Annotated in this window: 12 protein-coding genes, 1 pseudogene and 1 riboswitch; of the genes and pseudogenes, 7 read left to right on the top strand and 6 right to left on the bottom strand. The window is 73.9% G+C overall.

The window, feature by feature from the left end:
- Positions 1-143: 143 nt before the first annotated feature.
- From ACFV4G_RS12780 to ACFV4G_RS12770, 3 genes are all read right to left on the bottom strand, one after another.
- Complete coding sequence (locus ACFV4G_RS12780; protein ID WP_380439435.1) at positions 144-1205, bottom strand: prenyltransferase; 1062 nt, start codon at positions 1203-1205, stop codon at positions 144-146.
- On the bottom strand, positions 1202-1936 hold the full coding sequence (locus ACFV4G_RS12775; protein ID WP_363656604.1) for a class I SAM-dependent methyltransferase: 735 nt from the start codon (positions 1934-1936) through the stop codon (positions 1202-1204). The genes ACFV4G_RS12780 and ACFV4G_RS12775 overlap by 4 nt, the downstream gene beginning before the upstream one ends.
- 134 nt (positions 1937-2070) lie before the next feature.
- The gene (locus ACFV4G_RS12770) at positions 2071-3381 is read right to left on the bottom strand and encodes a glycosyltransferase family 4 protein (protein WP_380439433.1); all 1311 of its coding nucleotides are present in this window, start codon (positions 3379-3381) and stop codon (positions 2071-2073) included.
- Between the two features lie 242 nt (positions 3382-3623).
- On the opposite strand from ACFV4G_RS12770, the gene ACFV4G_RS12765 reads away from it, so the two are divergent.
- From ACFV4G_RS12765 to ACFV4G_RS12735, 7 genes are all read left to right on the top strand, one after another.
- A complete protein-coding gene (locus ACFV4G_RS12765; RefSeq protein WP_380439431.1) occupies positions 3624-4244 on the top strand; it encodes a TetR family transcriptional regulator in 621 nt (206 codons plus the stop codon).
- 113 nt (positions 4245-4357) lie between these two features.
- A riboswitch (cobalamin riboswitch) is annotated at positions 4358-4442 on the top strand.
- A 158-nt stretch (positions 4443-4600) separates the two neighbouring features.
- Entirely contained in the window at positions 4601-5929 is a 1329-nt protein-coding gene (locus ACFV4G_RS12760; RefSeq protein ID WP_380439429.1) for a prenyltransferase/squalene oxidase repeat-containing protein, read from the top strand.
- A gap of 278 nt (positions 5930-6207) precedes the next feature.
- The gene (locus ACFV4G_RS12755) at positions 6208-6897 is read left to right on the top strand and encodes an SCO2322 family protein (protein WP_380439452.1); all 690 of its coding nucleotides are present in this window, start codon (positions 6208-6210) and stop codon (positions 6895-6897) included.
- Positions 6894-7985: a CbiQ family ECF transporter T component gene (locus ACFV4G_RS12750; RefSeq protein ID WP_380439427.1), complete on the top strand. Its 1092-nt coding sequence runs from the start codon at positions 6894-6896 to the stop codon at positions 7983-7985. The genes ACFV4G_RS12755 and ACFV4G_RS12750 overlap by 4 nt, the downstream gene beginning before the upstream one ends.
- Positions 7982-9583 carry an ABC transporter ATP-binding protein gene (locus ACFV4G_RS12745; protein WP_380439425.1) on the top strand — a complete coding sequence of 534 codons (1602 nt, stop codon included), beginning with the start codon at positions 7982-7984 and terminating at the stop codon, positions 9581-9583. Before ACFV4G_RS12750 ends, ACFV4G_RS12745 begins: the two co-directional genes overlap by 4 nt.
- A 73-nt stretch (positions 9584-9656) precedes the next feature.
- Positions 9657-10490 (top strand): ECF transporter S component, encoded by an 834-nt coding sequence (locus tag ACFV4G_RS12740; protein ID WP_380439423.1) that lies wholly within the window; start codon positions 9657-9659, stop codon positions 10488-10490.
- A gap of 96 nt (positions 10491-10586) precedes the next feature.
- Positions 10587-10754, top strand: coding sequence for a hypothetical protein (locus tag ACFV4G_RS12735; RefSeq protein ID WP_380439421.1), 168 nt, complete (start codon positions 10587-10589; stop codon positions 10752-10754).
- A gap of 22 nt (positions 10755-10776) precedes the next feature.
- Here ACFV4G_RS12735 and ACFV4G_RS12730 read toward each other — a convergent pair whose 3' ends face one another.
- The 3 genes and pseudogenes from ACFV4G_RS12730 to ACFV4G_RS12720 form a co-directional block, all read right to left on the bottom strand.
- Positions 10777-11118 (bottom strand): hypothetical protein, encoded by a 342-nt coding sequence (locus tag ACFV4G_RS12730; RefSeq protein WP_380439454.1) that lies wholly within the window; start codon positions 11116-11118, stop codon positions 10777-10779.
- 318 nt (positions 11119-11436) lie between these two features.
- Positions 11437-11481, bottom strand: a pseudogene (locus ACFV4G_RS12725) (hypothetical protein); the annotation flags it as partial.
- Positions 11482-11519: 38 nt separating this feature from the next.
- Positions 11520-12869 (bottom strand): RNA-guided endonuclease InsQ/TnpB family protein, encoded by a 1350-nt coding sequence (locus ACFV4G_RS12720; protein ID WP_380439419.1) that lies wholly within the window; start codon positions 12867-12869, stop codon positions 11520-11522.
- Positions 12870-13271: the final 402 nt, after the last annotated feature.

Raw genomic sequence — 13271 nt, 5'->3', positions numbered from 1 at the left:
TTTATCCCCCCCCCCCCCCCCCCCCCCCCGGGGGGGCGCCCCCCCCCCCCGCGGCGCCCCGCCGGGCCCCCCCCCCCCCGCGGCGGGGGGGGGGGCCCCCCCGGGGCGCCCCCCCCCCTTCCGCGTGTCCCGGCCCGGCCGCCTCAGCAGCAGTCCTGGACCACCAGTCCCTCCGGCAGGTCGTCCCCGCCGAACACCGCGACCGTCGCCGGGTCGCCGCCGAGCGCGGCGACGGCGAGCAGCAGCGCGCCGGCCGTCCAGGTGGTGCGCTCCTCGGGCCAGATGGCGTCGTCCTCGAACACGTACCCGGTCCAGTAGGAGCCGTCCTCGTGCCGCAGGTGCTTCTGGATCCAGCGCAGGATGTCCACGGCGCGGTCGGACTCGCCGATCGCCCAGAGCGCGAGGGCGAGTTCGGCGCTCTCGCCGCCGGTCACCCACGGACGGTCGCTGACGCAGCGCACGCCGAGGCCGGGGACGACGAAGCGGTCCCAGTCGCGCTCGATCCTGGCCAGCGCCGCCTCGCCGCGCAGCGCGGTGCCGAGCACCGGGTAGTACCAGTCCATCGAGAAGCGGTCCTTGTCGAGGAACCGCTCGGGGTGGCGGGCGACGGCGTGCCGCAGCCGGCCGGCCGCGAGCTCCCAGTCGGGCTGCGGCTCCTCCAGGTACTCGGCGACGGCCAGCCCGCAGCGCAGCGCGTGCAGGATGCTGGACGAGCCGGTGAGCAGCGCCTCGTCGGTCGCGGTGCCGTCCTCGTCGAGGCGCCAGGAGATCGGGCCACCGGGCAGCCGCAGCCGGACGATGAAGTCCAGGGCGCGGCGGACCACCGGCCAGATCCACTCCAGGAACGCGTCGTCGCCGGTGCTGAGGTGGTGGTGCCAGACCCCGACGGCGACGTAGGCGCAGAAGTTGGTCTCCTTGGCCCGGTTGGAGACCTCGCCGTCCGTGTAGGCCGCGTACCAGGAGCCGTCCGGGTTCTGGTGGGCGGCGAGCCAGCGGTAGGCGGCCTCGGCGGCGGCGTGCTCGCCCGCGGTGTCGAGGGCCATCGCGGCCTCGGTGTGGTCCCACGGGTCGAGGTGGTGGCCGGTGAACCACGGTATGGCGCCGTCGGGGCGCTGCTCGGCGAGGATGCTGCGGACGGTGCCGGCGGCCTGCTCGGCGTCGAGCACCCCGTCGAGCAGCAGCACCTCGGGGACGGCGGCGGTCATGCGCCGGCCCGCCGCGGCTTGGAGGCGTAGGCGACGAAGCTCTTGCCGATGACCGGGTTGAGGGCCTTCTCGGCGGCCTTGGTGAGCGTGCTGATCACCGGAGTGCCGACGATGTCCCAGACCAGCAGCTGGTGGTAGGCCTTGACGGGCAGCGCCTTGTCGTTGTCCACGCCGACGGCGCACTTGATCCACCAGTACGGCGAGTGCAGCGCGTGCGCGTGGTGGGTGCCGTAGGGCTCCAGGCCGGCGTCCTTGAGCTTGCCGAGCAGTTCGTCGCCGCGGTAGATGCGGATGTGGCCGCCCTCGACCTCGTGGTACTCGTCGGACAGCGCCCAGCAGATCTTCTCGGGCAGCCAGCGCGGCACGGTGACGGCGAGCAGGCCGCCGGGCTTGAGGACCCGGAACATCTCGTTGAGCACGCCCTTGTCATCGGGTATGTGCTCCATCACCTCGGAGATGATGATCTTGTCGAAGTACTCGTCCTCGAACGGCAGCGCCAGCGCGTTGCCCTCCATCGCGGTCGCCGACGCGCCCTCGGGGGCCTCGCCGGCCTGCTCCATCGCGGCGAACCACTTCTTGACCTCGGCGATCTCCTCGGCGTTCTGGTCGAGGGCGATCACGTTGGCACCGCGGCGGTAGCACTCGAACGCGTGCCGGCCCCCGCCGCAGCCCAGGTCGAGCACCCGGTCGCCGGGGGCGAGCGGGAAGCGCGAGAAATCGACGGTCAGCACTGCAGGGCTCCCATTCCTTTGCTACCAAGCGTCTTGCCATCAAGCGTCTTGCTACCAAGCGTCGTGCCATCAAGCGCGTTTGACGCTTCATCAGGTCTCCCGCACGCCGGTCGGCGCCGCGGACCGGCCCGGACTCAGGGCACGTACCGCCAGCCCGGCCCGGAGCGGGCCCGCGCGCCGACCCCGGTGGCGATCGCCGCGCGGTAGGCGTCGGCGGTCAGTTCGGCGGCCCGCTCCCAGGTGAACCGGGCCAGCACCCGCTCGCGGCCGGCCGCCCCGAGCCGCTCGCGCAGCTCCGGGTCGTCCAGCAGCCGGCCGAGCGCGGCGGCCAGCGCGTCCGCGTCCCCCGGCGGCACGGCCAGGCAGGTCTCCCCGTCCGGCCCGGCCACCTCGGGGATCGCGCCGCCGGTGGTCGCCACCAGCGGCGTGCCGGTGGCCATCGCCTCGGCGGCGGGCAGCGAGAAGCCCTCGTACAGCGACGGCACGCAGGCCACCTCGGCCGAGCGGTACAGGTCGACCAGCTCCGGGTCGGTCAGCCCGCTGCGGAACTCGATGTGCTCTTCCAGCCCGAAGCGGCGGACCGCCTCGGTGACAGGGCCGTCCTCCTTCTGCGGCTTGCCGACCACGACCAGGTGCGCGGGCCGCTCGGTGCGGACCTTGGCCAGCGCCTCGACCAGGTACACCAGGCCCTTGAGCGGGACGTCCGCGCTGGAGGTCGTGACGATCCGCCCGGGCACCCGCGCGACCTCCGCCGACGGGGACCACAGCCGGGTGTCGGCGCCGATCGGCACCACCGAGACGGCGCCGGGCGCGGCGCCCAGGTGCTCGGCGATCTCCCGCTTCGAGCTGCCGGAGACGGTGATCACGTGGTCCAGCCGGGTGGCGACGCGGCGCTGCATCCGGGTGAAGGCGTACCAGCGGCGCAGCGACAGCCGGCGCATCCGGGTGGTGGCCGCGTCCAGCTCCAGCCGCCGGTCGACGGTGATCGGGTGGTGGATCGTGGTGACCAGCGGGAAGCCGTGCCGGGCCAGCCCGAGCAGGCCGTAGCCGAGGGTCTGGTTGTCGTGCACGACGTCGTAGCGGCCCTTGTGCCGGGCCAGGTACTGCCGGGCGCGCAGCGAGAACGTCAGCGGCTCGGGGAAGCCGCCGGTGCGCATCGTGGCGAACTCCAGCACGTCCACCGGCCCGCGGAACTCGCCGCGCCCGGGCGTGCGGAACGGGTCGTCCGCGCGGTACAGGTCCAGGCTGGGCAGCTCGACGAGGCGCACCGACCCCGGCCCCTCGACCTCGTCCAGGACGGCGTACGGCTGGGCGCCGATCACGTCCACGTGGTGGCCGAGCCTGGCCAGCTCGCGGGACAGGTGACGCACGTAGACGCCCTGGCCACCGCAGAACGGGTCGCCGCGGTACGACAGCAGGGCAATCCGCAGCGGCTGCGCGGTCATCCTGGGCCCTCTTCTCTAGCTGCTATCTGTGCTGCCGGTCGCTAAAGTAGATCAGGTTTCAGTGGCTGTGGAACTCGTCATCGACCATGTGAACAATGAGAGACCTCGAAGATACCGGCCCGTAGCTTTCCCTCCGGAGCCAGGGCTGGTGATTCCCGCCACGCCGACCCGGCCGACCCCGGGTCGACGGTGCGCCGCCCCCGTGCGGCGCGCCGCCACCCACGCGCCCCCGGGAGCACCCCTTGTCGTCGCCGAGCACGTCCGCGAGCCCCGCCGCCCCGCCGGCCGGGGAGCCGCCGCTGACCGCCCGCCAGGCCGAGCGCCGGCGGCGGATCCTGCGGGCCGCCACCGCCCTGGCCGCGCGCGGCGGGTACGAGGCGGTGCAGATGCGGGAGGTCGCGGAGAGCGCCGAGGTCGCCCTCGGCACGCTCTACCGGTACTTCCCGTCCAAGGTCCACCTGCTGGTCGCGGTCATGCTCGAACAGCTGCAGAGCCTCCAGGAGCACATCCGGCGCCACCCGCCGACCGACGACGAACCGGCGCCGCGGGTGGCCGACACGCTCACCCGGGCCTTCCACGCGCTCCAGCGCGAACCGCTCCTGGCGGAGGCCATGGTGCGGGCGCTGTCCTTCGCGGACCGCTCGGTCGGGGCCGAGGTGGACCAGGTGAGCTCCGCGACCGGACAGCTCATCCTGGACGCGATCGGCCAGTCCGGGCCACCGAGCGAGAGCCAGCGCGCGGCCGTCCGGGTGATCGAGCACACCTGGCACTCGGCGCTGGTCTCCTGGCTCTCCGGCCGCTCCTCGATCGCCGAGGTCCGGGCCGACCTGCACACGGCGGCGCGGCTGCTCACGCTGCCGTGAGGTCTCCGCCCGCCCCCGCTTACTGGAACGTGTTCCTGCTCGCCGCGGTCCGGCGGGCGGCGCCGGCGGCTAGAGTCAACGGGCAGCAAAAACTTCATCCCGTCCCTCTCCCGGGGGAAGCCGGTGCGAGTCCGGCGCTGACCCCGCAACCGTGAGGCCGTGCTCCCGCGCGTGAGTACGGGCCGAGCCGGAGCGCCCGGGGAGGGGCGAGCGGCCAGGACGTGTCCGTCGGATCAGCCCTCCGACCTGATCCGAGGGACACGGCCTGAGGGCCGGACGCACCCGTCCGGCACCGTCGAGGACTACGGAAGGGCCCCGCCGGGCCCGCCCCGCTCACCGAAAGGCACACCTCCACCATGCTCACCGCCGCCCGCCTGGGCGCCGCCGCCCTGTCCGCCGCGCTGCTCACCGGCGCCGCCGCCGCACCGGCCCTCGCCGACACCCCCTCCCCGCCGGCCCCCGCTGCCCCCGCTGCCCCCACTGCCCCCACTGCCCCCGCTGCCCCCGCTGCCCCCGAGGGCCTGTACGGCAAGGGCGACCCGACGTACGACGGGGTGTGGCGCCAGTCCCTCGCGCTCACCGCGCTCGCGGCGGCCAAGGTGACCCCGGCCGACCAGGCGGTCGCCTGGCTCACCGGACAGCAGTGCGAGGACGGCGGCTGGCCGTCCTACCGGGCCGCCGACGCGGCCTGCGACGCCAAGACCGAGGACAGCAACGCCACCGCCGTCGCCGTCCAGGCCCTCGTCGCGCTCGGCGGGCACCAGGACGCCGTCGACAAGGGCGTCCAGTGGCTCAAGACCGACCAGAACGCCGACGGCAGCTGGGCCTACAACCCCGGCAACCCCGGCGACGCCAACTCCACCGGCCTCGCCGTCAACGCCCTCTTCGCCGCCAGGACCGACCCGGCGGGTGTCGCCAAGGACGGCAAGAACGCCTTCGACGGGCTCGCCCGCTTCCAGCTCGGCTGCGCCGCCCCCGCCGACCAGCGCGGCGCCTTCGCCTTCCAGCCCGACGCCGCCTCCGGCGCCCTCGCGCCCAACGCGCTGGCCACCGCCCAGGCCTCGCTCGCCGCGGCCGGCGGCCGGCTCCCGGTCACCGCCGGCGTCCGCTCCGACGCCGCGCCCAAGCCGCTGACCTGCCAGGACGGCGCCGCCACTACCCCGGCTTCCCCTGCCACCCCGGCCTCCCCCGTCGCGCACGCCGACTCGGCGGAGGCCGCCGGGGCGTACCTCACCGCGCAGCTCGGCGCGGGCGGCAACCACCTCACCCTCACCATGCCCGGCGCCACGCCCACCCCCGACTACACCGCCACCGCCTGGGCCGCCCTCGGCCTCACCCAGAGCGGCCACCCGCAGCAGGCCGCCGGCGCGGTGGACTGGCTGACCCAGAACGGCGCCGCGTGGACGAAGGGCGGCACCGACGCGGGCGCCGCCGCGACGCTGCTCCTGGTCGCCCAGGCCGCCCAGCGGGACACGGCCGCGCTGGTGCAGCAGCTCACCACGCTCGGCCCGGTGCCGAAGACGACGGCTTCCGCCCCTGCTGCTCCCGCTTCCGCCGCGCCCGCCGCCGAGAAGAAGAAGGACGGCGGCATCTCCCAGTACTGGCTGATCGGCGTCGGCCTGCTCATCGGCGTCGGCGGCGGCCTCATCCTGAGCCTCCAGCGCAAGCGCGCCCCGAAGCTGTGACGTCCAACCCCCGCCACGCCGCCGGAGCCTCCGGGCTCCCGGCGGCGGGCGGGCCCGGCTGGAGCCCGTCGTTCGAGGGCAGCGCGTCGGGCCCGGCGGCCGCGCCGACTGCCCGCACGCGACGCCCGACGGCGACCGGGCGTGCCCGCACGGCGGTCCGGGGAGCCTCGTCTGCGCCGGGCACCCCGGTCGGGCTCACGGCAGCGAGCGACCGCTCCCGTGCCGCCGCGCCCGGCAACCGCCTCGGGCGCGCCGACGCCCCCACCGCCGCAAGCCGCCTGGCCGGCCCCACCGCCCACGGCCACACCGCCGCCAGGCAACCCACCGGCCGCCTCGCCGCACTCCTCACCGGCCTGCTCGCCGTGCTCCTCGTCGCCGGTTCCGCCGTGCCCGCCGAGGCGGCCGGGTACCGGTACTGGTCGTTCTGGAAGGGTGCCGACGGCGGCTGGGCCTACCAGCAGCAGGGTCCGTCGGTCCACGTGCCGGCGGACGGGAGCGTCGACGGGTGGCGGTTCGCCGTCAGCCCGGACGGCGGGCAGAACGCCGCGCAGCCCCGCGCCGGCGCCGACTTCGCCGCCCTCTGCGCGAGCACGCCCCCGCAGCAGGGCCGCAAGCGCGTGGCCGTCGTCCTCGACTTCGGCACGGCCGACGATGCCGCCTCCGCCGAGCAGCCGCCCGAGCAGCGCACCGCCTGCGCCACCGTCGCCGCCAACGCGACGTCCGCCGAGGTGCTCGCCGCCGTCGCGCCGCCGCTGCGGTACGACACGAACGGCCTGCTCTGCGCCATCGCCGGCTACCCGAAGGCCGGTTGCGCCGACCAGGTCGGCGCCGGTGCGAAGACGGACAGCAAGGCAGCGGCCAAGGACGACGGCAGCGGCCCGGACCTCGGCCTGATCGCCGGCGGAGTCCTCGTCGCCGCCCTCGCGGCCGGTGCCGTCTGGCAGTCGCGCCGCCGCCGTCCCCGATGAGGTCCCTTTCCGTGCGCGTCTCCCGTCAACTGCACCCCGGCGCCTGGTGGTTGTGGGCGCTCGGCCTGGGCGCCGCGGCCACCCGCACCACCAACCCGGCGATCCTGCTGCTGCTCGCCGCCGTCGCCGGCTACGTCGTCGCGGCCCGGCGCGGTGACGCGCCCTGGTCGCGGTCGTACGGCGCGTTCCTGCGGCTCGGCCTGTTCGTCCTCGGCATCCGGCTGCTGTTCGCCGTGCTGCTGGGCTCGCCGATCCCCGGGACGCACGTGCTGTTCACGCTGCCCGAAGTGCCCATGCCCGCCTGGGCGCAGGGGGTGCGGATCGGCGGCCGGGTCACCCTCGAAGGCCTGCTGGCCGCGCTCTACGACGGGCTGCGCCTGGCCACGCTCCTGGTGTGCGTCGGCGCCGCGAACGCGCTCGCCAGCCCGGCCCGCCTCCTGCGCGCCCTGCCCGGCGCGCTGTACGAGGCGGGGGTGGCCGTCGTCGTGGCGATGACGTTCGCGCCGAACCTGGTCGCCGACGTCCGGCGGCTGCGCGCCGCCCGCCGCCTGCGCGGTCGGACGGACAAGGGCGTCGCCGCCGTGCTGAGCGTCGGACTGCCCGTCCTGGAGGGCGCGTTGGAGCGTTCGGTGGCGCTGGCCGCCGCGATGGACACCCGCGGCTTCGGCCGCACCGCCGACGTCCCGCGGCGCCTCGCGCGGGCGACGGCCGCGCTCACCCTGGCCGGGCTGCTGGGCGTCTGCCTGGCCGCGTACGGCCTGCTGACCGCCGGGGGCGCCGGCTGGGCGCTCCCCGTCCTGCTGATCGGCCTGGCCGCGGCGTTCGCCGGACTGCTCCTCGGCAACAGGCGGTCCGTCAGGACGCGCTACCGGCCGGACCCCTGGGCGCTCCCGGAGTGGCTCACCGCCGGTTCGGGCGTCGCCGTCGCCGCGCTCACCGTCTACCTCTCCACCCGCGATCCCGCCGCCTTCGCGCCCACGGTCGTGCCGCCGAGCGTCCCCGTGCTGCCGGCGGCCGCCGTCCTCGCCGCGCTCCTGGGCCTGGTACCGGCGTTCGCCACCCCGACCCCGCCCCGGAGGGCTTCGTGATCACCTTCGAGCAGGTCTCCGTCCAGTACGCGGACGCTCCCGCGCCGGCCTTGAACGGCGCAGACCTGACCGTCCCCGAGGGCGAACTCTGCCTGCTGGTGGGCCCGTCGGGCTCCGGCAAGTCCACCCTCCTGGGCACCGTCAGCGGGCTCGTCCCGCACTTCACCGGCGGCACCCTGCACGGCCGGGTCACCGTCGGCGGCCGGGACACCCGCACCCACCGCCCGCGCGACCTGGCCGACCTGGTGGGCACGGTGGGGCAGGACCCGGTCGCGCACTTCGTCACCGACACCGTCGAGGACGAACTCGCCTACGGCATGGAGTCCCTGGGCCTGCCGGCCGACGTCATGCGCCGCCGCGTCGAGGAGACCCTCGACCTGCTCGGCCTCGCCGACCTGCGCGACCGCGCCCTCGGCTCGCTCTCCGGCGGCCAGCAGCAGCGCGTCGCGATCGGCTCGGTGCTCACCGTCCACCCGCGCGTGCTGGTCCTGGACGAGCCGACCTCCGCGCTCGACCCGGGCGCGGCCGAGGAGGTGCTGGCCGTACTGCAGCGGCTCGTGCACGACCTCGGCACGACCGTCCTGATGGCCGAGCACCGACTGGAACGCGTCGTCCAGTACGCCGACCAGGTGCTGCTGCTCACCCCCGGCGCCACGCCCGTCCTCGGCGAACCGGCCGACGTGATGGCGCACTCGCCGGTGTACCCGCCGGTGGTCGGCCTCGGACGGCTCGCGGGCTGGCGGCCGCTGCCGCTGTCCGTACGCGACGCCCGCCGCAAGGCCGCCGGGCTGCGCGAGCGCCTCGACGGACACCGTCCGGCCGCCGCGCCCTCCCCCGACGGCTCCCCGCTGGCAGCCGCCGACCGCCTCGCCGTCCGACGCGGCCCCGTGCACGCCCTGCGCGGTGTGGACCTCGCCCTCCGCCCTGGCGAGATCACCGCGCTGATGGGCCGCAACGGCGCCGGCAAGTCGACCCTGCTGGGCAGCCTCGTCGGCCTGCACGCCCCCGCCTCCGGCACCGTCCGGGTGGGCGACCGCACCCCGCACCGCACCAGGCCCGCTGACCTGATCCGCCAGGTCGGCCTCGTCCCGCAAGACCCGCGCGACCTGCTCTACGGCGAGAGCGTCACCGCCGAGTGCGCGGCGGCCGACACCGACGCGAGCGCCCCCGCAGGCACGTGCCGAGCACTGGTCGAACGCCTGCTGCCCGGCATCGCCGACACCGCCCACCCGCGCGACCTGTCCGAAGGCCAGCGGCTCACGCTCGCCCTGGCCGTCGTCCTCACCGCCCGGCCCCCGCTGCTCCTGCTCGACGAGCCCACCCGCGGCCTCGACTACGCGGCCAAGGCCCGGCTGGTGGAGATCCTGCGCGGCCTCGCCGCCGAGGGCCACGCCGTGCTGCTGGCCACCCACGACGTCGAGCTGGCCGCCGAACTCGCCCACCGCACGGTCATCCTGGCCGAGGGCGAGATCGTCGCGGACGGCCCGACGGCCGAGGTCGTCGTCTCCTCCCCCGCGTTCGCCCCGCAGGTCGCCAAGGTGCTGGCCCCGGGACCGTGGCTCACCGTCCACCAGGTGGCGGAGGCGCTGGGAGCATGAGTGAGCGCAGCGAGCGAATCATCAGAAGGTGCGTGTGGGCGAATGCCCCTGCCGAGCGGAGCGAGGCGGGAGCATGAGTCGTCCCGTCCCGCTCGGCCGCCGCTCCGTCACGGCGCTGACCCTCACCTCCCTCGTCGGCGTGACGGCCTTCGGCTGGCCGCTGCTCGCCTCGACCAAGTCCGCCCTGGTCGGCCACTCCGCCGACGCCCCTTGGCTGTTCGCACTCCTGCTGCCGTTGTTGTTGGCCGTCGTGATCGCGCAGATCAGCGAGGGCCGGTCGGCGGGCGGGGGCGCTCCAGGCCTGGACGCCAAGTCCGTCGCGCTGCTGGGCGTCCTCGCCGCGGCGGGTGCCGCGCTGCGCCCGCTCGGCGCGGGTACGGCCGGCCTGGAGCCGATGTTCTTCCTGATGGTGCTCTCCGGCCGCGTCCTCGGCCCGGGCTTCGGCTTCGTCCTCGGCTCGCTGTCGATGTTCGCCTCCGCCCTGCTGACCGGCGGCGTCGGCCCGTGGCTGCCGTTCCAGATGCTCGCGATGGGCTGGGTCTGCCTGGGCGCGGGCCTCCTCCCCGGCGCCGCGACCCTGCGCGGACGGCGCGAACTCGCCCTTCTCGCCGCTTACGGCGCTCTCTCGTCCATCCTCTACGGCACGATCATGAACCTGCAGGGCTGGCCGTACATCGGCGGCCTCTCCAGCTCCATCTCCTTCGTCCCCGGCGACCCGCTCCCCGCCAACCTGGTCCGCTTCGCCGCCTACTGCCTGACGACGTCCCTCGGCTGGGACCTCCCCCGCGCCGCACTCACCATCACCCTGTGCCTCACCCTCGGCACCCCCGTCCTGCGCGCCCTCCGCCGCACCACCCGCCGCGCCGCCTTCGCGGCCCCGGTGGCCTTCCGGCCCCCGGCGGAGTAGCGGCCTAATCAATTGCCCTGCCCCACAATCACGTTGCACACTGACGGACGGCCGCGTCCTTCGACCGGCCGTCCCACGGGGGAAGGGGAAACCGGCATGACCCACACGATCGGCAGGGTGCTCGCAGCCGCCGCACTGGCAGCACTCGGGGCGCTCCTGGTCACCACGCCCGCCACGGCCGGCAACGCCAACGCCTGGGTCGGCAACCCGGTCAAGGCCGGATCGTCAACCGGCCCGGACGGCATCGAATGGCCCGACGACTGAAAGCACCCTGCTGAGACGGGTCCTACTCCCGGCACGACACGCACAAGCTGCGCGCCTCGCGAACCGGCCGACCGCACAGGCCGTCCCGGCCGGGGCACTCGTGGTGCCGCGCCCCCGGATCCGAGCCGACCACGGCTGGCCGAGGGCGCGGGACGGGCGGAACGGCCGACAGGCGGGCGGCGAGGATCGCGCCGACACTCCGGGCGATCCGGTCCGGCAGCGGGGCGGACAGTACGCTCGTCAGCTCATCCGGCGTCCAGCCGCCTGCCAGGAGCCCCTCCACCATGGCGGCCTGGTCCGCCAACGGCCTGCCCGCGAGGGCCATACGGGGCTCGCGGCGGCCCAGTTCGAGCAGCAGCGCCATGCCTTCCGTCAAGCACGGCTGCGGGGAGGGAGGGACGGACGGCCTTCCGGCATCCTTCTCCGTCAACTTCCTTACCTTCACGGAAGGGTTTCCCGCGTTTCCGGCGCCTGGCCCTCCAGCTCCAGGACACCCGGCGGCCGGAGACACGGGAAGCGGCGGCAGCGCGTGAACGGCCTTGCCCGCCACCGGCACTTCATGCACCGAAACAGCCGTCCGAACCTGCCCCGTCAGCGGATCCCGCTGAGTGCGCCGAACGTAGTGCCCAGCCGCCTCCAGCTCCCCGAGCGCCCGCGCCACAGTCGTGCGCCCCTCGATGCTCTTGGCGGCGAGCGTCCGAACGTCTTCACGGGTGCCGTCCGGCAAGCTGAGCAGGTAGCTGAGCAACCCACGAGCCGCCCAACTCAGCGAGTGCTTACGGACGACATGCCCGTTGTCGAGAGTCGTGTAGCCCGGGGCATGCTTGGGGATACGTTGACTTCCTCCCCGTCCTGTAGGAACGGGGATTCCCCTCCGCCTCGCGGCTGAGCCGCTGCGCGTGGGCGCTGCGGTGGGAGGACTTCCTGCTTCACCGACGACTGCCCGCCCGAAGTGCTCCGTTGAGGACCTACACCGTCTCCACAGGCTGCAACCGCCAGCCCAGCGGTCAGGATGTTGCGTGCCGCGTTCACGTCGCGGTCGTGGACTGCTCCGCAGCCACACGTCCATTCGCGGACGTTAAGGGGCATCTTGTCACGGATGGTTCCGCAGGCCGAGCACAGCTTGGAGCTGGGGAACCACCGGTCGATGGTCACCAGGTCACGGCCGTACCACTTCGCCTTGTACTCCAGCATGGTCCGCAGCGCTGTCCAAGAGGCGTCCGAAATGGCTCGGGACAGCGTGCGGTTCTTGAGCATGTTGCGGACCATCAGGTCCTCGATCACGACCGTTTGGTTCTCACGGACGAGCCGGGTGGTGAGCTTGTGCAGGAAGTCCCTGCGCCGGTCGGCGATCTTCGCGTGAACGCGGGCGACCTTCCTGCGGGCCTTCTCCCGGTTGTTCGAGCCCTCGGCCTTGCGGGCCAGCTCCCGTTGTGCCTTGGCCAGGCGTTTCCGGTCGGCGCGCTCGTGCTTCGGATTGGTGATCTTCTCCCCGGTCGAGAGCGTCACCAGGCTGGTGATACCAACATCGAGGCCCACCGCCGCGTGGACGGGCGCGGGCATCGACGGTCGGTCATCGCACAGCAGGGAGACGAACCACCGTCCGGCCGCATCCTGCGACACGGTCACGGTGGAGGGCAACCGCCCCTCGGGCAGCGGCCTCGACCACACGATCGCCAGCGGCTCCGTCATCTTCGCCAGCGTCAACCGACCCTCCCGGTAGCGGAACGCGCTGGCGGTGTACTCGGCGGACCTGCGGGACTTCTTCTTCGACTTGAACGTCGGGTACTTCGCCCGCTTGTTCCAGAAGTTGGAGAACGCCCCCTGCAGATGCCGCAAGGCCTGCTGCAGCGGCACGGAGGAGACCTCGGAGAGAAAGGCCAGCTCCTCGGTCTTCTTCCACTGCGTCAGCATCGCCGACGTGGCGTTGTAGTTCACCCGCTCCTGGCGCATCGTCCACGCCTCTGACCGAGCGGCCAACGCCATGTTGTAGACGAGCCTCACGCACCCGAACGTGCGTGCCATCTCAGCCGCCTGCGCATCGGTCGGATAGAAGCGGAACTTGAAAGCCCGCTTCACGTGAGCACCCACCATGCTCACAAGGCAGCTTGCCATGATGCAAGGATCAAACCTGCGGATCGGAGCGCTTCGGTCCGCCTCGCGGCGAATCGCAGCCCCCTGCACAGCTCCACAGGAGTTCCGTTTCCGCCCCCGGCCAGAGCCAGGGGTATGAACGGAGACATCAGATGAATCTGCATTTAAGGAGACCTTCACTCTCCGGAAGCCACACCCGAAGGCGCTATCAGCACCACTGGGGTTCACTATGCACGCGCTTCGCTCGAAGCACTCACGCCAGAATAGTCACCCTATCTGTGCAGTAAATCGTTAAGCGTTTATCCCTGCCACCCATTCGGGCGGCGCTCACGCACAAACCCCCGCGGGGCCCCCGGGAAACAAAACCCCGGGGGCCGACCGGGGCCCCCCCGGCCCGGGGGTGCGCCCCAAAACAAGGACCTT

The organism is Kitasatospora sp. NPDC059747, from assembly GCF_042732955.1.
Taxonomy (GTDB): domain Bacteria; phylum Actinomycetota; class Actinomycetes; order Streptomycetales; family Streptomycetaceae; genus Kitasatospora.
The sequence above is the reverse complement of the archived record's forward strand: the minus strand, read 5'-3'. Positions and strand labels throughout refer to the sequence as shown.

What these genes read in the sequence shown, in the direction of transcription:
- ACFV4G_RS12780 (WP_380439435.1), bottom strand. Translation starts at nt 1,205, where the DNA reads ATGACCGCCGCCGTCCCCGAGGTGCTGCTGCTCGACGGGGTGCTCGAC.
- ACFV4G_RS12770 (WP_380439433.1), bottom strand. Translation starts at nt 3,381, where the DNA reads ATGACCGCGCAGCCGCTGCGGATTGCCCTGCTGTCGTACCGCGGCGAC.
- ACFV4G_RS12760 (WP_380439429.1), top strand. Translation starts at nt 4,601, where the DNA reads ATGCTCACCGCCGCCCGCCTGGGCGCCGCCGCCCTGTCCGCCGCGCTG.
- ACFV4G_RS12750 (WP_380439427.1), top strand. Translation starts at nt 6,894, where the DNA reads ATGAGGTCCCTTTCCGTGCGCGTCTCCCGTCAACTGCACCCCGGCGCC.
- ACFV4G_RS12740 (WP_380439423.1), top strand. Translation starts at nt 9,657, where the DNA reads ATGAGTCGTCCCGTCCCGCTCGGCCGCCGCTCCGTCACGGCGCTGACC.
- ACFV4G_RS12735 (WP_380439421.1), top strand. Translation starts at nt 10,587, where the DNA reads ATGACCCACACGATCGGCAGGGTGCTCGCAGCCGCCGCACTGGCAGCA.
- ACFV4G_RS12730 (WP_380439454.1), bottom strand. Translation starts at nt 11,118, where the DNA reads ATGGCGCTGCTGCTCGAACTGGGCCGCCGCGAGCCCCGTATGGCCCTC.
- ACFV4G_RS12720 (WP_380439419.1), bottom strand. Translation starts at nt 12,869, where the DNA reads ATGGCAAGCTGCCTTGTGAGCATGGTGGGTGCTCACGTGAAGCGGGCT.